The sequence below is a fragment of the Sporosarcina sp. Marseille-Q4063 genome (genome assembly GCF_018309085.1).
Lineage (GTDB): Bacteria > Bacillota > Bacilli > Bacillales_A > Planococcaceae > Sporosarcina.
In genome coordinates this window covers 3567455-3590445 of record NZ_CP070502.1, presented here as the reverse complement: position 1 = coordinate 3590445, position 22991 = coordinate 3567455, and the positions used below count along the sequence as shown (strand labels likewise).

Annotated in this window: 19 protein-coding genes; 2 read left to right on the top strand and 17 right to left on the bottom strand. The window is 40.5% G+C overall.

Going from position 1 to position 22991, the window contains the following annotated elements; translation table 11 throughout:
- Positions 1–159 precede the first annotated feature (159 nt).
- The 7 genes from JSQ81_RS18030 to JSQ81_RS18000 form a co-directional block, all read right to left on the bottom strand.
- Positions 160–1517 (bottom strand): IS3 family transposase gene (locus JSQ81_RS18030; RefSeq protein ID WP_212605371.1). Its coding sequence is split into 2 segments (ribosomal slippage): positions 160–1049 and positions 1049–1517, totalling 1359 coding nucleotides; the frame shifts between segments, so codons are not numbered across the junction.
- Positions 1518–1775: 258 nt separating this feature from the next.
- Positions 1776–2138, bottom strand: a complete 363-nt coding sequence (locus JSQ81_RS18025; protein ID WP_212605370.1) for a YisL family protein — start codon at positions 2136–2138, stop codon at positions 1776–1778.
- 74 nt (positions 2139–2212) lie between these two features.
- The gene (locus tag JSQ81_RS18020; protein WP_212607733.1) at positions 2213–3112 is read right to left on the bottom strand and encodes a fumarylacetoacetate hydrolase family protein; all 900 of its coding nucleotides are present in this window, start codon (positions 3110–3112) and stop codon (positions 2213–2215) included.
- A 65-nt stretch (positions 3113–3177) separates the two neighbouring features.
- Complete coding sequence (locus JSQ81_RS18015; RefSeq protein ID WP_212605369.1) at positions 3178–4353, bottom strand: DUF418 domain-containing protein; 1176 nt, start codon at positions 4351–4353, stop codon at positions 3178–3180.
- Positions 4350–8072 (bottom strand): helicase-exonuclease AddAB subunit AddA, encoded by a 3723-nt coding sequence (addA, locus tag JSQ81_RS18010; protein WP_371812555.1) that lies wholly within the window; start codon positions 8070–8072, stop codon positions 4350–4352. The genes JSQ81_RS18015 and addA overlap by 4 nt, the downstream gene beginning before the upstream one ends.
- Entirely contained in the window at positions 8050–11550 is a 3501-nt protein-coding gene (gene addB / locus JSQ81_RS18005; RefSeq protein ID WP_212605367.1) for a helicase-exonuclease AddAB subunit AddB, read from the bottom strand. The genes addA and addB overlap by 23 nt, the downstream gene beginning before the upstream one ends.
- Positions 11551–11630: 80 nt before the next feature.
- Entirely contained in the window at positions 11631–12263 is a 633-nt protein-coding gene (locus JSQ81_RS18000; protein ID WP_212605366.1) for a TVP38/TMEM64 family protein, read from the bottom strand.
- A gap of 132 nt (positions 12264–12395) precedes the next feature.
- Here JSQ81_RS18000 and JSQ81_RS17995 point away from each other — a divergent pair, with 132 nt between their 5' ends.
- Together JSQ81_RS17995 and JSQ81_RS17990 are read left to right on the top strand one after the other, a co-directional pair.
- A complete protein-coding gene (locus JSQ81_RS17995; RefSeq protein ID WP_212605365.1) occupies positions 12396–13118 on the top strand; it encodes an AzlC family ABC transporter permease in 723 nt (240 codons plus the stop codon).
- A gap of 1 nt (position 13119) precedes the next feature.
- Entirely contained in the window at positions 13120–13428 is a 309-nt protein-coding gene (locus JSQ81_RS17990; protein WP_212605364.1) for an AzlD domain-containing protein, read from the top strand.
- A 37-nt stretch (positions 13429–13465) separates the two neighbouring features.
- Here JSQ81_RS17990 and JSQ81_RS17985 read toward each other — a convergent pair whose 3' ends face one another.
- The 10 genes from JSQ81_RS17985 to prfB form a co-directional block, all read right to left on the bottom strand.
- Positions 13466–13717: a CsbA family protein gene (locus tag JSQ81_RS17985; protein WP_212605363.1), complete on the bottom strand. Its 252-nt coding sequence runs from the start codon at positions 13715–13717 to the stop codon at positions 13466–13468.
- Positions 13718–13751: 34 nt separating this feature from the next.
- Positions 13752–14921, bottom strand: a complete 1170-nt coding sequence (locus tag JSQ81_RS17980; RefSeq protein WP_212605362.1) for a PDZ domain-containing protein — start codon at positions 14919–14921, stop codon at positions 13752–13754.
- Positions 14922–15096: 175 nt separating this feature from the next.
- Positions 15097–16488 (bottom strand): S41 family peptidase, encoded by a 1392-nt coding sequence (locus JSQ81_RS17975; RefSeq protein ID WP_212605361.1) that lies wholly within the window; start codon positions 16486–16488, stop codon positions 15097–15099.
- 106 nt (positions 16489–16594) lie between these two features.
- Complete coding sequence (locus JSQ81_RS17970) at positions 16595–17173, bottom strand: peroxiredoxin family protein (RefSeq protein ID WP_212605360.1); 579 nt, start codon at positions 17171–17173, stop codon at positions 16595–16597.
- Positions 17170–17820, bottom strand: coding sequence for a hypothetical protein (locus tag JSQ81_RS17965; RefSeq protein ID WP_212605359.1), 651 nt, complete (start codon positions 17818–17820; stop codon positions 17170–17172). The genes JSQ81_RS17970 and JSQ81_RS17965 overlap by 4 nt, the downstream gene beginning before the upstream one ends.
- 110 nt (positions 17821–17930) lie before the next feature.
- Positions 17931–19289 carry a murein hydrolase activator EnvC family protein gene (locus tag JSQ81_RS17960; protein WP_212607732.1) on the bottom strand — a complete coding sequence of 453 codons (1359 nt, stop codon included), beginning with the start codon at positions 19287–19289 and terminating at the stop codon, positions 17931–17933.
- Positions 19290–19335: 46 nt separating this feature from the next.
- Positions 19336–20220, bottom strand: a complete 885-nt coding sequence (ftsX, locus tag JSQ81_RS17955) for a permease-like cell division protein FtsX (RefSeq protein ID WP_212605358.1) — start codon at positions 20218–20220, stop codon at positions 19336–19338.
- Positions 20210–20896, bottom strand: a complete 687-nt coding sequence (ftsE, locus tag JSQ81_RS17950) for a cell division ATP-binding protein FtsE (protein ID WP_212605357.1) — start codon at positions 20894–20896, stop codon at positions 20210–20212. The genes ftsX and ftsE overlap by 11 nt, the downstream gene beginning before the upstream one ends.
- 351 nt (positions 20897–21247) lie before the next feature.
- The gene (gene cccB, locus JSQ81_RS17945) at positions 21248–21604 is read right to left on the bottom strand and encodes a cytochrome c551 (protein WP_212605356.1); all 357 of its coding nucleotides are present in this window, start codon (positions 21602–21604) and stop codon (positions 21248–21250) included.
- Between the two features lie 275 nt (positions 21605–21879).
- A protein-coding gene (gene prfB, locus JSQ81_RS17940; RefSeq protein WP_212607731.1) for a peptide chain release factor 2 occupies positions 21880–22981 on the bottom strand; the annotation gives its coding sequence in 2 pieces (ribosomal slippage) (positions 21880–22908 and positions 22910–22981; 1101 coding nt in all).
- Positions 22982–22991 lie beyond the last annotated feature (10 nt).

Below are 22991 nucleotides of genomic sequence, written 5' to 3'. Positions count from 1 at the left end.
GAAATGGGGCGGATATGTGAAATACACGTGCTAGTTGATTTCCATTTAAAAAAGACATTCAAGTATCATTTTATATAAGAACCGTTGATTTCCGTTCCGGGGGGGCGCTTTCCTGTGGGGCGGATGTGCACTGGACCCTTAAAATTGGACACTATTTTTCTAAGCAGCGAGTTCGTATTTTTTCCGATAGCCCATTGGGCTTTTCCGCTCTAATCTGGACTTGATTCTTAAATGATTATAATAATAGATATACTGTTCTAGTTCCTCTTTAAAGTGTTCAAGATCATCGAACTCCTGCAGGAACAGGAATTCATATTTAAGGATTCCGAAAAAGTTCTCGATGACGGCATTGTCGTAACAGTTTCCTTTTCGCGACATGCTCTGTGTGATGTTGTATTCCTTTAGTATCTGACAATATTGTGGCATTCGATAATGCCAGCCTTGATCTGAGTGGATCAAGAGCTCATCGTCTTCTTTTACGTATTCAAGTGACTGCTTTAACATTGTTTCCACTAAATCAAACGTAGGCCTCGATTGAAGCGTATAGGTAATGATTTCGCCGTTGAACAGGTCTAAAATAGGAGAGAGATATAATTTCTGTCCAAATAATTTAAATTCTGTAACGTCTGTAACCCATTTTTCGTTGGGTTTTTCCGCTTTGAAATTGCGGTTCAAGATATTTGGGGCTGCTTTCCCGAATGCACCTTTATAGGATTTGTACTTCTTCATTCGGACAATACATTGAAGCCCCAGGTCTCGCATAATCCGAAGAACTTTCTTCTTGTTTATCGTGTGTCCTTTTTCGTTCAGGACGTCGGTGATGCGTCGATACCCAAGGCGCCCTTTGTGTCGGTGGTAGATGAAGTTGATTCTTCTCTTCCACTTCCGGTCGGGGTCTGGCTGCTTGAAACTATTTACGATGTTGTAGTAGGTGCTTCTTGCAATACCGGCTATCTTTACCATCTTGTTCACTGGGAATTCATGCCTTAGTAGAAATATTACTTTCGTTTTAATCTTTTTGGTGATCTTTCTTCCTGAACTAAGGCTTCCAGCTTTTTTAGATAGGCATTCTCCATACGAAGATATTCGAGTTCTTTTTCCATGGCTTCTCTTGATTGGTCGACAAGATCTTTGGAAGTGCTTTTCTTTTGATTGCGAGATTTCATTGTAGAAGGCCCCTTTTCTTTTATTTCAAGGGCACCTTCACCAGCTGTCTCCCACCTTTTCTTCCACCTACGAACCATACTAGGATCCGGGATATGGAAAATAGCCGATGCCTCTCGAATAGAGTAATCCGTTTCATTGATAAATTGAATTACCCTTAGTTTAAAGGCTCCTGGATAGTTTGTATAGGGAAAATCGAATGCATTATCACCATGATGTCGAAACAGTAGCACCCAGTAACGAATTACAGAGTTGTCGACTCCGACCTTTTCTGCCAGGTCTCGGTAACTAATATTTTCATGTTCATAACGTTTGGCTACTAGAAGTTTAAATTCTTTTGTATACTTGGACATTCTTTTTGGGCCTCCTAATATTAGATGGCGTGTCCAATATTAGGGGGGCAGCGCAATGTGCTACCTGTGGGGTCTCACCTGATCCGCTAATCCCACGGGAGTCGCCCCCCTCCACTCCAATCAACTACTTTCAATAAAGTGATACTGTTATATAGAAAGCTACAAAAAATTCGTAAATTAAAAAGCATGGCAGGAATATAAAACTTCCCACCATGCTTTTATTTTTTAATTATTAAATAGTCCAGCATTCTTTCTTAATTAAGCGAACCAGGTAATCCCCATCGGTAGTTTGAATCCGAGGAACATGGTTGCGAATAGAAAGATGAAAAAGAAAATCCATAATGTCGTAACGTTTTTCTCTTTGCTCGAACGAACTAGCACCATTTCCATTAGACCGATTGTAACAAATCCTAATAAGAATTTAACTCCGTATAGGGCTGGATCCAGTCCCAGGCTGGAGGATTCCATGAACAACATTACACCCGACAATAAAATCAGCACATAAAATAATCTACTGCTCATATGAACAATTTTTCGTCCCTTTGAGCCATTCGCCATTACGGCAGCTACAAGGAATAAAATAATTCCAACGACCCATGTAAAAATATGAAAATGTATCATCAACTTCACCTCATAAAAAATTTGTTTACTTATCTATCCTACCATAGATTGGAATAAGGATTAAGCAAACACGCTTACACAAAACGATTTGAAAGTGTGCCGATTCCTTCAATTGAAATATTAACCGTATCCTCTTCTTTCAAGAAAACAGGCGGATTCATCCCTTTTCCAACACCGGACGGCGTACCTGTCAAAATGACATCGCCCGGCTCCAATGTTACAAATCGTGAAACTTCGGCAATAATTTGATCGATTTTAAATATCATTACTTCAGTATTGCTATTTTGTCGTATTTCATCATTGACTTTCGTAACAATTGATAAATTATTAGGGTTTGGAAGTTCATCTTTGGTGACCAAATATGGTCCCATAGGACAGCTCCCATTTAAACTCTTCCCAAGAAAAAATTGCCCGTGCGCTGTTTGAATATCACGCGCGGTAATATCGTTCGCAATTGTATATCCGAAAATATAATCATACGCCAATTGTTTAGGAATGTTATGTCCCTGCTTACAAATGACAACCGCTAGTTCCCCTTCATAATCAAGGTTGTCCGTCACTTCAGAATGGATGGGTAATTGTTGTTCATCCGCGGCAATTGTTGTTGGCGACTTTGTGAATATCATTAACTTTTCAGGCGCTGCTTCGTCACCCATTTCAGTTGCATGATCAAAATAGTTTTTCCCCACGCAAATAATATTCTTCGGCGTTCTAGGAATCGGCGCAAGCCAATCAATAGTAGAGAATGAATATTTATACTCGTTTGCATCCCCGTCTTTTTCTGCCCGGTTAACAAGTTTACGGATTGATTCGACAAAATCCAGCCCCAATGCAACACCTTCGATGATTGTCTTCGGTAAACTAGTGTCCCCGTAATGGGTTGCTAAAGCCAACGCATCCCATACCGCTTCTTCCCTTTTTACTTTCGGACCGTACAATGTCTGACCTTCCAATTGAAACGATAACAATTTCATCTTTTTACCCATCCTCCCAATAAAGTAATTCCCTTGTTATGATTCTATTTCGACAATAGGCGTGTCTATTCCTCTTTTTTCGTCAAATTTCTTCCGTAAGTCCCTTTTCTCCAAAACCATTCAAGTGGACCCATCCGAAATTTCGAAAGCCATAGCTCTGCGAACATAACTTGAACCGCAAAGACACCAAGTGCAATCCACGTACCCGTCCCTAGATCTACCTTGCCGTACAATCCAAAACCATACGAATAAAAAATAAGCGTCGCGACAACTGATTGCATGATATAGGTCGTTAAAGACATGCGCCCCGCTTTTCCAATAGGTCTAAAAACAACGCGAAATAATGGGATGGTACATAATAGTAAAAGCAAACTTACATAACCAGCGGCTAATATGACATTTCCAATCGTATCCTGGAGTTGAATTAAATCTAATGTCGGTTTCTTCAAATGCGGAAGTAATTTAATCCAAATTCCCGCAGCCAATGATAATACCGCTATTACGACCAATCGAATTTTAAATTCTTTCGCGCGTTCAATAACTTTCCATTTAGATAAAGCCGCCCCAAACATGATAATCGGTAATACGATGAAAAATCCCATAAATGTCCCGCCGAGTCCAATGAGTAGCCACTCGAAAAACCTGAAAACAAAAATGTTCCCGAAAGAACCAGATCCAAATGCTTCAATCGAACGTTCAATCTGGTGCGTATCAACGTAATCACTCATTAATAGATTCGAATTCGCTTTCATTAATAATTTCGTCACGATGTACATGAAAGCAGCCGGAATAATGTATAGAACTCCTGCAAATAAGGCAAGCCATTTTGCAGGAATCCGTACAAATATTAGTAGCAAAAAGCCCATGACCGCATACGTGAACAATACATCGCCGGACCAGATGAAGAGGCCGTGCAATAAGCCAATGCCGAGCAATATCCATAATCGCCTTGCCATAATAGGGACGAACGGGGTGTTTCGTTGGATTGATTTTTCATATTGCATGTTAATGCCGTAGCCGAATAACAAAGCGAATATCGGATAAAAACTACCTTGCACAAAAATATCGATCCACTTGAAAGTTGCCGCATCCCCATTTATGAACCATGAGTATGGGTCCACATGTAAATAAGGCGTATGAAAAAGCAACATATTCGCGATGAAAATCCCCAAAAGGGCAAATCCCCGCGTTATATCAAGCGCTTCGATTCGATTTTCTACAGTCGTTGGTGACAACCTCACTTTTCTTCGTCCCCCTGAATAAGCACGGTACTTTCCCCATCAAAAAGGTAAAGCGCCATTTCTTTAGTTTCGACATTGATAATCGATTCGATTGCACGCCTATACAAATTCAGCTGAATTCCGTAACGGTCTTGCATTTCATTTTCAATTTCGCCAGATGAATCGAATCTTCCCTGAACACGGTCGGTTTTGTAATCCAGTAAAACCCAACCATCTTCTTCTTCGAATAAACAATCCGCGATTCCTTGGATAATTTGATAATCTCCGTCATCGCCGTCATGCGCATACGTAAACGGCAATTCACGCAATACTTGTGCTGATCGTTTCACCCTTTTCGCCATATTTGATTTGAAAAACTGAGTGACTTGATTGACATGCACTGCGTTCGCCTCTTCTTGCGTTAATAATTGACGCGTTTGAAGCGAAGTAATTAATTGCCCGATAGTCTCCGAGTTTTGCTCGATTTTAAAATCAATATGCTGCATGATTGTATGCATCGCCGTACCGATTTCTGCAGGCGTTAGCGTCCGAGTTTGCATGAAGTTAGGTCGTGCATGGAGATATGCCGTACTTACTTCATCCCCTTTTTCCATAAATGGATCCTCTTCTTCCTGTTGTGCAAGAATCGAAAGTCTTTTCAATTCGCTAACTGTTTGTTTCGACCGTTTTACAACCGAATTGCTAAACTCGTATGACCAATCAAAACGTCTTTTCACTTCATCATAAAGCTGTTCATCAACTTCATCTGATGTACCATCATCATCGTCAGGAATTAAAGCTTCGTCTTCCATGGCACCTTCTTGCTGTAAATGGACATTCATGACCGATGAAAACGGCAGTGCATCTATCTTCCACTTCGACGAATCGGCAACGAACTGTCCACCAGGAAGCACGTCAAATTTACCGAAGTCTGGATGTCTCGCGACTGCGGGACCAATCCAATCGAGATAACTATTTGCCCTAGAACGCGTATATTCAGGCAACATCAATGAAGGATCGACCAGTTGAGCGTCTTGCCACTTCCCAATCTCTCTTTCAATATCTTTAACAGAAGCGATCAGCTCGAGATATTCTTTTGCTCTTGTCATCGCGACATATAATATACGCATTTCTTCGGCGCGCATTTCGAGTTCCTTTTTCTCTTTCATCGCCAAAAACGGCAAAGATGTATACGTAATTCGATTATCCGGATCGATTGCTTTTACTGCTAATCCAAAATGTTGGTCGAATAAATAAGCTTCGTTGAAATCCATTTTATTGAACTGCCGAGCAATACCCGAAATGAAAACATATGGAAACTCAAGACCTTTTGATGAATGAATGGTCATTAATCGAACAACATCTTCTGTTTCAGTAAGTGACCTGGCTTCGCCTACATCATCGCCCCGTTTTCTCATCCGGTCGATAAATCGAAGAAAGCGGAATAGGCCGCGGAAAGATGTTTTTTCATAATCAATGGCACGATCATGAAGCGCGCGAAGATTTGCCTGTCGCTGTTGTCCATTCGGCATGGCGCCAACCATTTCGTAATAATGCGTATCCGTATAAACTTGCCAAATCAGTTCGGATAATGATCCCCGGCGCGCCAAGTTTCTCCAGTCTTTAAATTGCCCGATAAATCGTTGCAATTTCTCTTGTGTTCTTGGTTCGATACCAGCACCGCCTGTTGCCATAAATGACTTTAAGGCATCATAAAACGGAGCATTTTTATCAGCTAACCGAATCTTGGCCAACTCATTTTCAGTCATGCCGATAAACGGCGAACGAAGAACAGATGCCAGCGGGATATCCTGATATGGATTATCAATGACACGTAATGTATTTAACATGATCATCACTTCGAGCGCTTCGAAATAACCGCGAGACAAGTTTGCATGGATTGGAATGCCAGCCAGCTTGAATTCTTCAACAAATTCAGCAGACCAAGTCATCGACCGCATTAAAATGACGATATCTCGGTACTCGAGCGGGCGTTTTTTATCGGAAAATGCATCTGTTACTTCAGCCCCTGACGCCATTAATTCTTTAATGCGATTACTGATAAAACGTGCTTCTGCTTGAGAACTTTTAATACTTTGTTCGCCTTGATCGTCTTCAACCATATCTGCTTCATCGTCTTCATAAAGTACCGTCAGTTCAGCGGGTACTTCTTTAACCGGGTACTGTGCGCCGTATTTAAGCGCAGCCGCCTCATCGTAATCGATATCTCCGACACGAGCGCCCATCACTTGGGAAAAGATGAAATTCGTCGAATCCAACACTTCTTTGCGGCTTCTAAAATTCGCGTTCAAATCGATTTTCAAGCCAGATTTTTCGCCGGTTGTGGTAAAGTTTTTATACTTCCCAAGAAAAAGATTTGGTTCAGCAAGTCGAAAACCATAAATAGACTGTTTGACATCCCCTACCATAAATAGATTCCCGTCTTTTTCATCGCCGTTTTTCACCAAATTCACGATGGTTTCTTGCAGTAGATTGGTATCTTGATATTCATCAACAAGTACTTCGGAAAATCGTTTGCGGTAATCAATGGCGATATCAGACGGCAGCAGTTTGCCATCAATTTCAACGGACAAAATCCGTAAAGCATAATGTTCTAAATCCGAAAAATCTACAATTCCTCGGTCAATTTTCACGGTTTCATAACGTCTTCCAAACTCAATCACCAAGTCGATTAACGTATGCATTGCCGGTGCCATTAATTTAATTTCATCAAGAAGCCGGTTTGGTGTTCGAATAAAATACTTTTCTTTAAGATCATTGATAATCTTTTTAACGACATCTCGTATTTTTTTCGCACGGTCCGCAAGCCCCTCATCGCAGGAATCTTTTTTTATTGCTCCTGCCCTAACCCATTTTAGCGTTCCGAAAAACGCGTATGTTTCTTCCCAAGTTCCAACTGTAATGCGTCTGATGGCTTCATCAATCCACATTAAATCGGTTTCTGCAGTTCCAGCAAGTGCCGCGGGTCCTTCAGGCATTAAAGCGATGCGTCTTAAATCGCCTGTTAACGCAGCCGCTTCTTCAAGTGTATGGCGAATCGCAGTTTTTAAAGGTTCGATAAATTTAAGTTCATCGACTGAGCTGATTTTCTCGATTTCATATTGGTCCGGGATAAGGCGCAACCACTTCTCCGGAGACGGATGCACCCGCGAATAATCGTATAAACGACTAATAAGCGTCTCAATCATTTGGTCGTCTCTATCCGAAGTAAAACTATCTGCCAGTCTATAAATCGACTCCGGGTTTTCTGAACTGTACGCGGTTTCGAGCACTTCACTAATCGTATCATCGCGAAGTAGAGCGACTTCTGTGCTGTCAGCGATTCTAAAACCTGGATCGATATCGAGTAAATAAGCGTACTGCCGAACGACATTTTGGCAAAACGAGTGAAGCGTAGATATCTGCGCTTTATTCAACAAACTCAATTGTCTGCGCAAATGAACAGATTCAGGTTTTTCTGCAATGGCTTCTTCAAGCGCCTCTGCCATTCGATGACGCATTTCAGCAGCTGCTGCATTTGTAAACGTAACAACGAGTAATTCATCCACGTCGATTGGGTTATTCACATCGACGACTTTTTCAATCATCCTCGATATGAGTACTTTGGTTTTCCCCGAACCGGCGGCAGCAGAAACCAGAACATCTCTGCCGGAAGCCCATATCGCTTTCCATTGCTCATCAGTAAACGTAAGTCCATCAGGTTTCACGGGTATGTTCATCATCACCAAGCACCTCCTCACGCATTTTTGCAAGTGATGTATCTGCATCTAACATTTCGTAATTTCGATATTGTTGTGCCGGATCAGTTTGATCAAATTGACAAACGGAACGGTATGAACAAAATTGGCAAGGCATTTTATCTTTTAACTTATACGGATATACACGCGTATCTCCCGCCAACATTGCATTTCCAGCCATTTGATGTCGCGTTCTTACATAAGAACGCATCATTTCTAAATCTTCCGATGCCAAAACTTTCGATCTCTTTGTAAAAGATCCATCTTTTCTGAATGCTGCCGGAATAATCCTTGACGAACTGCCAATTTCAACATCCATCGCTTCTGCCACCTCAGGATGCTCTAGTAAAAAGCCGCGCATTTTATAAGACTTGGCAATTTCATCCTCCAAAAGTTGAGCAGAAAGTTCATCGACTGGACGAATCATCGGATTATGAACGTGGACATACAGTAAACCTGCCGGATCCGCATGGAAACCGAGCAATTCGTCAACATGCTCAAGCGCCACGTCGAGGTACGTCATCATTTGCAAAGACAATCCATAATACACTTCGGCCAAGTTAAGTTCTCTTGCTGAAGATTTATAATCAATAACGCGAATATAGTTTTTCCCTTTAATCTCAGATGCATCGATTCGGTCAATTCGGCCGCGCAGTTGCAATGGTTTCCCCATTCGGAGAGGAATTTCCAATGAAGGCAACTTCTCGCCCGGTCCAAACCCCGCCTCGATTGCAATCGGCTTAAAGTTTGTCGATTTAGCTTGTGTACTAAGCGAATAAATCGTCCGTTGAATAACTTGCACTAATTTCCGCTTAATGTATACGTAACGGTTCGTTGATGACAGGATCCTGTTGAAAAAATACGGCGTAATATCATCCACTGCATCGGAGGCTAATCGCCAGCATTCTTCTTTTGTCAATTCAGCCCAGGACTTGCCGAGCCGCATTGTTTCGTCCGAAATCCATTTAAGTGCCGCGTGGAATAAATCACCAATAGCAGGTGCTTCAAGCGTATACTCCGATCGATCTTGCAAACCAAGTCCGAAAGAAGCGTAATGTTGAAACGGGCAACTATAATAGGATTCTATTCGCGAAACACTAGATACGAAAGAATCGCCGTATAAACCTTTCGTCAAATCAATCGTCAGTTTATCGGTTGTATTGCCGACTTCCAACGGTCGACGAATACGACCGAGAACGGAAGACCAATAGACATCTCTTTCATAATAGGCCAGCACAGCCAGCCATTCCGGCGCAATTTTCTGCGTATGTGCCGCCTCTTTAAGTTTCATCGCTGCAAACGGCAATGCCGCCCTAGGATGGCTAATATACGCAAACCGGTCTTCATCTCCCGCCAATTCGGACGGATCCATGACTGCGGATTCTACTTTGATTCCCGGTAGAAGTTGCGAGATCCTTGCAATATATAAGGACGGGAGAAGCGCTTTCCCTTCTTCATCTGCGACTGGGTATGAAATATATAACTTTTCTCGCGGCGCAGTAAATGCGCGGTATGCGATGAATGTCTCGTCCATTAATTTCATTTTCGATGTCGGCGCAAGTTCAAAACCAACTTGAGAAAACCATTCCCGATCGACATCCGATAAAATTCCTTCATTATCGATTCTTTTTGGGAGCACACCGTCATTTACACCTAAGATAAAGACCGCGTCGATATTCATTAAACTAGAAACTTCAATCGACGACACAGTTACTTGGTCCAACGAAGGCGGAATTCGAGTAAATTCCAACGAGTCGAATCCCTCATCTAAAATGCGGGCCGCGTCACTCGGTTTCAACTCTTTATCTCCGAACATCAACACAAACTGATCAAGAACGTCAATCCATCCGTTCCACGCTTGTTCATGTTCAGTTGCGCCGAGAAGTCGTCCCGCACGCTCTTCTTCCGCTCGCAGGTCAATAACTTTATCATAAGCTCGAAGTTGCTCGATGAATATAAATAATGCTTCTGCTACTTCTTTGCCGTTCTTGGATTTCTTCATTTGCTTTTCAAACTTTTGAAGTGGTTCTCTGATTAAATCACGAATACGATGCAAGTCTTCTTGCATCGCAAGTTCTTCATCGGTTTGCACGTCTGAATGCAATTCAAGACCGCGATATCGCTTCACTATCCAACGCGAATCATCAAACCAACGAGACCCGTAAATGCCCCTTGCAAGGATATAATTTTCAAGGCGGTCTGCTCGTTCACGCCATAGAGTCAAATCTTCTCCATGCGGGAAAAATAAATCTGTCTTCACTGCGCGAAATATCGATTCATAAGACCAACCAGAAGTGACCGCTTCCAATACGGAACGCGATAATTCAATGAGCGGATGGTGCAACATCGGTTTTTTCCGACTGATGAAGACCGGAATTTCATAATGCGGAAAAATCGTTTCGATTAATTCATCGTATTTTTCCGGTTGTCGATACAATATGGCAAGATCTTTATACCGTTTTCCTAACAACATCAATTCACGAATCTTTCTTGCCACTGCATGAACTTCAGCGCGTCGATCAGCCGCTTCAATAAACGTGACGTGGCCATTCGACGGTTTTGAACTAGTCGGATACTGATCGAATGATGCCTCAAGATGTTTCAAATCATCATTTTCAAAGCGCATGACTTCATCCATATGAAAATCCTCTTCAACGTCAATAGATTCCAAATAAGCGATGCCACGCAAACGTAAAGAAGTCCGCACTGGATTGAAAAATAATTCATGATCCGCCGAGCCCGTTAAGTCAGACTCCATGGGCAATGCCACTGTAACGCGATTTCCATATTTCAGAAGTTCCGTAATAATTTCGTATTCTCTCTTCGTGAAGCTTTCGAAGCCGTCAATATAAATGTCGGCTCCTTTTAATATGTCCGCATGTGGAATTTGCATGGCAAGAAGCGCCAAATGACCTTCACTGTCTACATAAGATGTGCCAAGCTTTTCTTCAATTTTTGCAAGCAGAAGTGATAAATCACTTGCTTTATCGATTAATGTTCGCGGTGCATTTGCATCGAGCAGTTGGTCGTGCAGTTCATGCATCGTAGTAAAATCAACAGCGTAGCGACCGAACTCTTGTAATAAGGTACCAATCTGCTCCGTAAAACCTCGTTTGTTCGCCGCTTGACGAAATAACTTAAACTCATCATGATGCTCTTCCAAGACACTTCGGACAAGCATGCGGTATCCAAAACCATTTACTTCTTTGCGAGTAATCCCGCCGACTTCTTGAAGAATCCGCCAAGCTAATCGTTTAAACGTGACAACTTGTGCACGAATGATTCCATTCAATCCGTAATTGACGGATAAACTATGTTCGACCGAAAAAGACATTTGGTCTGGAACGATTATAAATATAGGAGCCCCTAGTGGATCCCGCTTAAGTTCTTCGGCAATTTCTCTTTGAATCCGCGTCGTTTTTCCAGAACCTGATCTTCCAGTAATAAAACGTAATGACACACAATTCCCCTCCTTTAAAACGTAAAAAAACCTGCAATCCTTTCTCTCCATTGTACAGGAAAGGGGCTGCAGGTACTATTTTAGTAGGTTTCCTTTTTTTCACGTCCGTCTTTCACTTGATGATAATCTGCCTCTACTTTTTTAGTTAAACGATGCTCCAGTCTTTTTCCAATCAACCAAAGCAAAACAACAACGACTGCAACAATCGCAGTTCGAATCGGTTGTGTAAGCAGTGCCTTTAAATCATATCCTATAAAACTCACAGTACAAATCATTACGAGTTTTCCAGCCATTAACGTGAATAGGTAATGCGTTTTCCTTATACCCGATAAACCAGCCACCAAGTTTACTAAGGCAGATGGCGTAAAAGGAAAGCAGATGAATAAGAATAATGGCCCGAATCCATTGCGGTCTACCCATTTGATCAGTTTTTGTACACGTGAGCTTTTTGTTAAAAAGCGAAATACCCGATTTTCACCATATTTTCGAATCAATATAAACACAGCATATGAACCGGCGGTCGTGCCTGCCCATGATAATAGAATGCCATACCCTAATCCAAAAGCACTCGCATTCGCAAAAACAAATACAAATAAAGGTAAGAAAGGGAGAAACGATTCGATAAATGGTAACAGGATTCCGATTAATGGTCCAAATGCTCTATATTGTTGTGACAATTCTATAATTTTATCTACATCTAACCATTCATTCACCCAAATCACCCTCGCAGCATCTAGAGACTTATATTTACAAGTATACCCAACAAATCAATTTTATCACCTATTTTATCATTTTTATACGAAAGTATAGTATAATCAGAAAAACAAATAGAAAGATGTGACAAAATGGAGAATAACACGTTTTTTTCTGGTTTAAAAGCCGGAATGAGCATTGCAATTGGCTATTTTCCCGTTGCGCTCACATTTGGACTGCTCGCAAAAACTGCCGGTCTCTCAATGATGGAAGCGACAGCAATGAGTATTTTCGTTTATGCGGGTGCTTCACAATACATAGCTTTAAGCCTAATCGCTGATGCAGTCAATCCTTTATTAATCGTCATGAATACGTTCGTCGTGAACATTCGACATTTTCTTATGACTGCCTCATTAAATGAAAAGTTGAAGCCTGAAAAACGATGGATTAAAGCCATTTATTCGTTCGGGATCACCGATGAATCATTTTCAATGCTCGCCACAAGTAAAAACAAAAAAATAACAACTGCGTTTACCTTTGGAGTTACTTTGATTGCATATGGAAGTTGGGTTATTTTCACTGCCATCGGACATGTTGTCGGCGCAAATTTGCCACTCTTTTTGCAAGCCGCAATGTCAATCGCTCTTTTTGCAATGTTCGTCGGACTTCTTGTACCGTCCATGAAAGGAAACCGAAAAGTTGTCATGTTAGCAAGTATAGCTGCCGTTATTCATTGTTTTTTTTATTTCACAGGACTTCTATCAACCGGCTGGGCAATCCTCGTCGCAACATTAATCTCATCGGTTTTCGTTGAAGTTATTTATGCGAACCATCGTAAAAAATCAGAGATGGTTTATTCAAGGGAGGGGGAGTAAATTGGGACCGACTTATTGGTGGATGCTATTTGGAATGGCGCTAGTTACATATATTCCTAGAATGATTCCCCTGACTTTTTTAGACGGTAAAGAATTACCGCCTATCGTATCCGGTGTTCTTCGAAACATTCCATACGCGGTACTCGGGGCTCTTATTTTTCCCGGCATTTTATTCGTACAAGAAGGTAATATTCTTTTCGGCATTATCGGAGCTGGCGCAGCATTTTTAATCGCAATAGTAGGCGGCGGCGTCATGTCTGTCGTGTTAGGTACAATCGGGGTACTTGCTGTTTATAGTTTATTTATATAAAAACCAGACTGCGTTTGCAGTCTGGTTTTTGATTGTACTATTCTATATCCAAATGTTCACGCGCTCGCTTTACCATTCGGCTTGCATACCAAAAGCCAACCGTTAACGATATGGCATCCACCGTATACAAAACCCAGTTATGTGTATATCCCGCGTAAACTGAAGCCGCTATTAACCCTGCCGTTAATAAAAGACCCACTACATGATGAAATGTAATGCGTGTAAACAATACGACTAATAAAGCAGGCATGATAGCCGCAAGTATGAATTTCGTTACGAATGAATCCATTTAGCAACAACCTTCCCAAACGAACGGTACCCTATCACCGTATAACCAATATTCCTAGACGATGATGATCATGACGATAAATAACTTGTTGCATAAGTCGTACTTCACCGTCACGCCCAAGGACCTGCAATCGGCAGTGCGCGGCATTAATTTGAATCGCATCGTATAATTCTTTTTCGTTCGTAACTTCCAGACCATTGACAGAGCGGATACATTCTCCGGGAAGTAAACCCATTTTATCACCCGGCGAATCGGGTAATATCCCCGCGATAACAACACCAGTCGATTTTGGAGCTACGATAAATACGCTACCGCGTTCTCGAATCGATACAACAATCGAGAGTACTAAACGTCCTACCACGCCGATTAGTAGGGCCGTTACGCCCAAAATAGGCAACCAGATTGAACTAACGCCAAGTGCTAACACAATGACTCCTATAGTTAAAACGCTACGTCCAATTTTCGGAAATGCGATATTAGGATACGATGAGCGAATCACTTGAGAAAATCCAATGATTAGTGGAATAGGTATAAAAGTAAATGCAGCTTCACCAAGCGTAAACTGCGGCCAATACGGTAAATAAACCGGAATTAAATCACCCGGAATGATAAATAAAACCGGCAAAAGCCAAAGTCGCTTCGTCTTAAAAACTGTAGCGTAAAGCCCTCTTTTCGTCTTTTTCAAAAATGGCGACGTATCTCGGTCTCCATACCGGCTAACTAGAACGCCTTCAACGACCAATAATAATCCCGCAATGATCGCTGCTGTTACAGCTAAATCACCAAACAAATCAACGTTTGTCGGCGACCACCCACGATAAACAAAATCGCTCAAATAACGTTCCATGAAAAAGATTGTAAAATAAGCCATTGTGACAAAATAAATTGGCGACATTATTTTATAATTAAAAAAAAGAAGTCCAACAAACGCCGCAATGCAAAATAAAACTAGCCAACCTGAATCTACTACTAAACCAACACCCGATATAATTATCGATAAAATAATCGCATAAGGCCATGATTCAGAGAAGAGTCGTTTTAACTCGGTAAACCCGGGCATCAAGCGAACTCTGAAACTACGTCGCTCTCGCTTCACACGAAAATAGCCTAAAAACACCGCCGCGATTAGTGTGGCCACAAATAGTGGATTCAGAAAAAATAGCGATGCAGCTGTAAGTACTTCTAGTAACACATCTTTCACCATGAATCGACACCATCCTATTCATTACTACACTATTTCTATCTATTGTAACAAATGAATGGCACTTTAGGCGAATACTCGCTGACTATTTTCAGAAACTTCTTTTGTGAAAAATTGAAATAAGCTGCTAACTGATTAAAATTAAATTCAATCAGCCAACAGCCTTTTTTCTCTATGGTTAGTTTTCTTTTAGAAGATGCAGCAAATAATCTAGCCCCATTTGTAATTGAACGTCATTTTCTTTATTTTCCCGATAGGTTACAATTTCTTTTTGTAATGCCGTGAAAAATTGTCGATCCATTTTTCCTGATTCTTTCACTTTGGAAAACACTTGAAACTCTTTGACTGCTTCTGTTGTGCCTTCATCAAAATATCCGTCGTCGCGCCCTGTACTATATCCAAGTCCGGCAAGTAATCTTTGACTATAGGCAATATCGTCAGCAAAATCGCCTTCATTATATTCATCTGAGACTAACCGAACATGCTCTTCCAACAATTCATTTTGATCTATTTTAAGATCAGCTTCTACGCCTTTTCCGTGTATCCATTTTTCTTTCGGCGTCAGCCACTTTGCAGTTGATAACTTCACTTTACCGCCGTTTGCCAAATCCTTTGTATCTTGAACAGTCCCTTTCCCAAAACTTTCAGTTCCCGCAATGGATGCTCTTCGTAAATCTTTTAGTGCACCACTTAACATTTCACTAGCCGATGCACTTCCTTTATCTTGCAGTAAAACAAGCGGAACCATTTTCAATTGGCTGTTAAATTTAATTTTTTCATCTTTAGCTGCCAGTAGCGGAGTTAATGCACCAGTCGCATCTTGTAAATAAGCATATACCGTGTCTTCCTGAAGGAGACTCGATAAAATTGTTCCGACACTGTGTAAATAACCGCCCGGGTTGCCACGGACATCGATTACAATAGCCTCAGCGCCATCGCCAATCAAGTTCTCAGTTGCGATTGCCCATTCCTTAGCAGTTTCACTTCCGAAGGTCGTAATCGATATGTAACCGACTTTTCGTTCCTTCTCTTCAATTATCTTACTACTCACTGTCGTTACTGGTATAATATCGCGAATAATTGAAATTTCAAGATGTTTATTTAACTCCGGTCTATAAATCGTCATCGTAACAGCTGTCCCTTTTTTCCCCCGAATTTTTTGGACAACATCTTGTAATGTTCCACCGTCTAAAGGTTTTCCATCAATACGAATTATTTCATCGTATGGACGTAACCCAGCTTTATCGGCAGGAGATGATTTTAACGGAGCGACAATTATAAACTTACCATTTGATCTGGTAATTTCTGCACCGATTCCAATCCTTTCACCCGCAAGTGACTCTTCATGAGCAGCAGCTTCTTCTTTCGATAAATAGGTTGAGTATGGATCACCTATCACTTCAGTCATCCCTCTCAGTGCGCCTTCAATGAGAAGCTCTCCTTCTACAGGATAGACACCTTCTTCCTTAATAATTGCAAACGCATCATCGATTACGTCAAACGAGCTATTTGCAACATTTTTATCACCTTTCCCTTTATTTGAGTATAAAAATATCGATGTTGCTACCACTGCAAGTATGACAAAAAGTAAAAACCAGCTTCTTCGCAGAATGCTCCCTCCTCCGTTTACTATATGAACGGAAAATAAACATTACAACTACAGAAACTGGTTAAATTCATTTTAAGTTATTTACAAGATCTTCCATCATTTTTTCATCCATCGGACCGATTATTTTATGGACAATCTCTCCATTAGTTCCAAGCATGAATGTCGTGGGGATAGATACGATTTCATACATTCTTTCTACCTTTCCGTCTTTATCCAAAGGAATTGGAAAAGTTAAACCGTAATCATCTATAAATTCCTCGACGCCTTTTAGTCCTCTTCTTTCAGTATTTGTCATATTGACCGCTATAATTTCAACGTTTGCGTCCTCTTTATTCTTTTCATAATACTTTTCCATATGAGGCATCTCAGCTTTACACGGACCGCACCAGGAAGCCCAAAAGTTAAGAATAACTTTCTTTCCTTTCAAGTCTGCTAAGTTTACCTGGTCGCCCGATATAGTCGTAAGGTCAAAATCCGGCGGCAAATTCCCATGTTCTAGTCCCACAGTTTTTTCTCCACCTGATTCATCGACAGATGCAACTTGATCAGTTGGCGCATTTTTTTCCATATTAGATTTTACTGTTATGACAATCATTGATCCGATAACTAAGACAGCGATTAGATAACCGATCATCTTTTTATTCATAAACGTCCCTCCGTTTTATTGCTTTCATTTTGGCCTAAGAAAATTATAATGAAAATCGTTACTAGTATTGTGGTAAAGAATGAATTGTTTATATAACTTGAAGGCTGAAATAAAGTTGTGAAAAAATGACTAGCCGTAAATAATAATGCTAACTGGATGAGTGCATTTTCCATTTTATGAATACTAATCCATATGAAAATAGCGACTGGCGAGAACATGAGGATTGTAACTAATTCAGCAGATTTCGGTCCTTCATTCATTAATACCATAGCTAGTTGAAAGATTGATTGAATTGTTATGAATCCCAAAAACAATGCTTGTTTTTCGAGCGTATGCATGCCATTCTTTTTTAATTCAATTCCGATAGTAATCATTCCGGCTAAGAGTCCTAAATAAATTCCGATTTGGCCCCCGTTGAAATAAATTATGGATAATGGCGATTTAATGACGTTTTCAAAATCAGTTAGAATCACGCTTAATTTCCATACGATGACAAAATAAAACATCGAATCGGCCAAAACGCCTGAAATGCGTTTTCCATAACGAAATCGAATCACTAAATAGGTTAAAGCGAAGGCTAGCACTAGGGCAACCCACGAGGATGGTACTGTTGTGTTGCCAATTAAAAATAATTTCGTTACAGCCATTAATATTATCTCCTCAGTATACAATGTACTTATATAGCTTATCGAAAAAACAATTACTTGGCGATATTTTTGCCCAAGAAAAAACCCTCACTAGGAGGGTTTGTCGTTTATTAAAATGGTACGTAACTTCTTGGGTTTACTGCTGAGTTTCCATAACCAGTCCATCCGCCAACATGGAATTCAAAATGAAGATGCGGTCCGGATGATCTGCCAGTATTTCCCATGCCGCCAATAACTTGGCCTTTTGTAACAACTTGACCAGAGCTGACATTTACGCTTGAAAGATGTGCATATAAGGTTGTGTAAATTTTTCCGTTAACTGAATGCTTAATCATAATTATATTTCCGTATGTACCAAGTACACCAGTACGCTGAACAACGCCATGTCCTGCAGCTAGTATTGGCGTTCCAGGAGAATTTGCAATATCAATTCCACGGTGATTAGACGATGCAAAACCAATGTCGCGGTATCCATATTCAGAAGAAATACGACCTGAAGCTGGTCTTGTCCAATCTCCAGTTGATACAGACGGTGCAGGTGCCGCTGGGACAGGATTAGTAGATTTCCCGCTACTTTTTCCGCCGCTTTTACTTGCGGAAGCCTTTTGTGCCGCCTCGGCTGCCGCTGCTGCTTTTTTACGCTCTGCCTCTTCTGCTTTCTTTCTAGCAATCTCTGCTTGACGAGCAAGTTCTGCTATACGTGCCTCTTCAGCAACAATTGCTTGTTCAACTTCTTTACTGATTTCATGTGCTTCGTGATATTCTTTTTCTAACTTTTGCTTTTCTTGCCCCAACTTCTTTTGTTCTGCTTCTAATTCACTCACAAGTTGAGCCTTTTCTTTTTTCTGAGAATCGAGTGATGCTTTTAATCTTGTAAGTTCATCTTTTTTCTTTTCTTGTTCGCTAAGTTTCTGTTCAACTAACTTTTTCTCTACTTCTAACTGTTCTTTATCTTCTGTTTGCTGCTTCATAATGCCGCGATCCGCTTCCATTAATGTGCTAACAGCAGAAAAACGATCGATAAAATCAGAGAAGCTATTTGCGCCAAGGAGTACATCCAAATAGTTTACTTGTCCGCCCGTTACTTGCATGGCACGAATTCGGTCGCGCAAAACAACGTCGCGCTCTTCAATTCTTTTTTCAAGTTGTGCAATGGATTCTTGCAGTTTTTTGATTTCTTCCGTAGTCTGAGCAATATCTTCTTCGACACGTTCGATATCGGCATTCGTTTTATTCACTTTATTCGTCAACTCATTAATTTGACTGCGAATTGCTTCGACTTTTGATTCAACTTTATTAATTTCAGAGTCTTTCACTTTAATACCTGAGTTTAGTTCCTCTTTTTTCTTGTCTAAATTTTGTTTTTCTTCTTTCATATCGTTCAAAGAGCTAGCAAAAGCTGTAGGATTTTCTATTGTGGTTGTTAAAAATAATATTGCAACCAAAAACGGCAGCATCCATTTCGACATTCTCAACTGATAATTTCCCCTTTCAATTCCTCTATCTCTTTATCTATCAAACTCTCAAAAACTTCCTAACTGACATAAAACTACCCCAAATACCGATGAAGATTCCTAAACCAAGAATCAGGGCATTTAATTGGTAGATAAACGGTGTTACCTCAAGTAGTTTAAATAGATCTCCTTCGATTTTAGGCTCGATGATGTCGTATAAATTAAAGTAAGCGACTGTCAGAAGAATCATCGGTAGAAGCGCGCCTAGAATTCCAAGCCAAATTCCTTCTAATATGAAGGGAATTCTAACGAAGTTATTTGTAGCACCAACAAGTTTCATGATTTCAATTTCGTTTCTTCTTGCATTAATCGTGACTCTTATCGTATTGGAGATTAAGAACATCGCAGTGAATAATAATGCAATGATTAAACCAAGTCCAACATTTCGACCCGAATCAAGAAAACCGAATAATTTCTCAACTTTTCCTGCCCCGTAAATCACTTCGTAAGTATATTCGAATGTATCAATTTTTTTTGCGATTTCAGCTGTCTGATGGGGATCGGCTGCTTTCAGATAAAAGGCATGTCGGAGAGGATTATCTTGTTTATATAAACCAAGTTCGTCTCCAAAACCTTTAATCATTTTACTCAATTCTTGTTCATTCGAAGAAAACTTCAAATCTTGTATGCCTTTTATTTCATTTATTTCTTTTTCTAAATCGGTGATTGCTTCGTCATCTGCCGCTAAATCGACGATAACCTTTATTTCAACATCTTTTTCGATGTTATCTGCAATTTTATTTAAATTCATCATGATGACGATAAAGACACCGACAAGTAAGAGTGTTACTGTTACTGCACTTACTGAGGCAAATGTCATCCACGCATTCCGTCCAAGGCTTTTGAAGCTTCCACTTAAGTGTCGGCTAAATGTTCTAAACTTCATAGCCGTATGCACCTCCGTGTTCATCGCGTACGATAAGCCCGCCTTCAACTGCGATCACTCTATGTTTCAACGTATTGACGATTTCTTTGTTATGAGTAGCCATTATTATCGTTGTACCTCTAGCATTAATTCGTTCAAATATATCCATTATTTCATAAGACGTTTCTGGATCAAGGTTTCCTGTAGGCTCGTCCGCAATGACTAATTGAGGAACGTTCACTATTGATCTGGCAATCGCTACTCGTTGTTGTTCCCCGCCGGATAATTCATTGGGAAACATTCGCGCTTTCTGTGCTAGTCCGACTAATTCAAGTACATCTGTAACTTTTTTCCTGATTCTAGCGGGTGTTTCTTCGATTACTTCAAGGGCAAATGCGACATTTTCATATACGTTAAGCTTCGGTAATAACTTGAAATCCTGAAATACGACACCGATTCGCCTTCGTAAATAAGGAACTTTTCTTCTTTTCAATGTCGCTAGATTAATACCATCTATGTATATTTCTCCGCTAGTTGGTGTTTCCTCGCGATACATCATTTTAATGAATGTAGATTTTCCTGCACCACTTGGACCAACAACGTAAACAAACTCGCCGCGACCTATTTCTATATTAATGCCGTTCGATGCAACGACACCATTTGCATACTTTTTATAGACATCTTTCATCACAATCATACTAAAACCACCTGAATCTCTAATAAATAGATTTTATTCAACAACAACAATAGTATAGCATGTTTCTTTCGCTCTAATTATTACAGTTATATTTCATTTGTTTAAATGGAAGTTATTTGGGTAGCAATATTTTCCAATCGAGAAAAAATCGCATTTTTCTACAATAAAATACGGGATTGGTTCGATACGGGAATAAATGCTCGAGCAACGAGAATCTCAACGAGAGCAACCCACAGAGCAACGAAATTATAAAATGGAATCGTTCCGATACGAGATTAAATATTTTAGTTTCTTAAGCAACAAAAAAAAATCACTAGCGGAATTTCTCCGCTAGTGATTTTTATTTGTTACTTATTTCTTCTCTGCAAGCCACTTTGCAACTGCGTCTGCTTCTTCACCTTTGATGAGTCCGCCTGGCATTCCGCCTTGACCGTTGATAATAATATCGTGGATTTCAGATTCTGAATGGGTCGAGCCGACATCTGTTAATCCAGGTGCACTGCCGCCCTCCAGGTTGTTACCATGACACGCGATACATTTATTGTTGACGATTTTCTCAACATCTAGGCTTGCTGTATCACCGCTTGTATCTCCGCTTGTATCTCCGCCTGTAGTCGCGCCGTCATCATTTGTCTTATCCCCGCCGCCACCACATGCGCCGAGAACAAGAAGTGATGCAAAAATTGCCGCTAAAAGTTTTTTCTTCACATTGTTTCCTCCCTTGATTTTGTAGTTTGTTACAAAGGAATAAAAATATACATTCCTCTATTTCAGTATACCAAAAACACGGAGCATTCAACCTTTTCATACAAAATCTTAATTCCTGAAAAACTACCTGAACATCGACGTGGCAACATTTACCAAGACATGTCACATTTCTGTGAACAAGGATTTTTGATACTTTTCTGTTTTTCCAATAAAAACCTTGCTGTTATTTCATCTATGATACTTATATATACCTATTTGTCATTTTATAAACATTTTCAAGATATTTGAGAGCGTAAATAAGCATTTATGAACGGATCAAGTTCGCCGTCCATGACAGCGCCAACGTTTCCAGTTTCCATATCTGTCCGGTGATCTTTCACCATAGAGTACGGGTGGAATACATAAGAACGGATTTGACTTCCCCAGCCGATTTCTTTTTGCTCGCCACGGATTTCAAGAAGACGCGCTTGTTCTTCTTCAACTTTAATTTGGTACAATTTCGATTTTAGAAGGTTCATCGCACGTTCACGGTTTTTTATCTGCGAACGCTCGGTTTGACACGTCACAATTGCTCCAGTCGGTAAATGGGTAATCCGAACAGCAGAATCCGTTACGTTAACGTGCTGTCCGCCTGCGCCGCTAGAACGGTACGTATCAATTTTCAAATCCTCTGTACGAATCTCGATATCAATATTTCCATCAAACTCAGGCATGACTTCACATGACACGAATGATGTATGACGCCGTCCTGAAGAATCAAAAGGTGAAATCCGAACAAGTCGATGAACACCTTTTTCTGCTTTCAAATAGCCGTACGCATTATGGCCTTTTATTGATAATGTTACAGATTTTACGCCAGCTTCGTCCCCTGCTTGATAATCAAGCGTTTCAACTTTGAAATTATGTTGTTCCGCCCAACGCGTATACATCCGTAAAATCATTGAAGCCCAGTCCTGGGATTCAGTGCCGCCTGCACCCGAATGCAATTCAAGAACCGCATTATGTCGGTCGAATTCACCGCTGAGAAGCATATGTAATTCAAATGCTTCTAATTTTTTCTTGAACGCTTTTAATTCACTGCCCAGCTCTTCTTGAAGCTCTGCGTCAAACTCTTCGCGCAATAAATCATGCGTCATTTCTAGATTTTCTTGTTCATCCGTCAATTCTTTATAGTCGCCAACAACGTCTTTCAACCCATTGGATTCAGAAATAACTTTTTGAGCTGATTCTTGATTATCCCAGAATCCAGGCTCCGCCATCATTTCATCAAGTTCTTGTATTCGAGCCTCTTTGTTTTCTAAGTCAAAGAGACCCCCTGAAGTCCACTAATTTCTTAGCTGTATTGTCGAGCTCGTTGCGTACATCTGATAATTCAATCATAATAAGT

Excerpts from the sequence above, each read along its gene's own strand:
- JSQ81_RS18025 (WP_212605370.1), bottom strand. The coding sequence starts at position 2,138 with ATGATACATTTTCATATTTTTACATGGGTCGTTGGAATTATTTTATTC.
- JSQ81_RS18020 (WP_212607733.1), bottom strand. The coding sequence starts at position 3,112 with ATGAAATTGTTATCGTTTCAATTGGAAGGTCAGACATTGTACGGTCCG.
- addA (WP_371812555.1), bottom strand. The coding sequence starts at position 8,072 with ATGAACATACCCGTGAAACCTGATGGACTTACGTTTACTGATGAGCAA.
- JSQ81_RS17995 (WP_212605365.1), top strand. The coding sequence starts at position 12,396 with ATGGAGAATAACACGTTTTTTTCTGGTTTAAAAGCCGGAATGAGCATT.
- JSQ81_RS17985 (WP_212605363.1), bottom strand. The coding sequence starts at position 13,717 with ATGGATTCATTCGTAACGAAATTCATACTTGCGGCTATCATGCCTGCT.
- JSQ81_RS17980 (WP_212605362.1), bottom strand. The coding sequence starts at position 14,921 with ATGGTGAAAGATGTGTTACTAGAAGTACTTACAGCTGCATCGCTATTT.
- JSQ81_RS17970 (WP_212605360.1), bottom strand. The coding sequence starts at position 17,173 with ATGAATAAAAAGATGATCGGTTATCTAATCGCTGTCTTAGTTATCGGA.
- JSQ81_RS17965 (WP_212605359.1), bottom strand. The coding sequence starts at position 17,820 with ATGGCTGTAACGAAATTATTTTTAATTGGCAACACAACAGTACCATCC.
- JSQ81_RS17960 (WP_212607732.1), bottom strand. The coding sequence starts at position 19,289 with ATGTCGAAATGGATGCTGCCGTTTTTGGTTGCAATATTATTTTTAACA.
- ftsX (WP_212605358.1), bottom strand. The coding sequence starts at position 20,220 with ATGAAGTTTAGAACATTTAGCCGACACTTAAGTGGAAGCTTCAAAAGC.
- ftsE (WP_212605357.1), bottom strand. The coding sequence starts at position 20,896 with ATGATTGTGATGAAAGATGTCTATAAAAAGTATGCAAATGGTGTCGTT.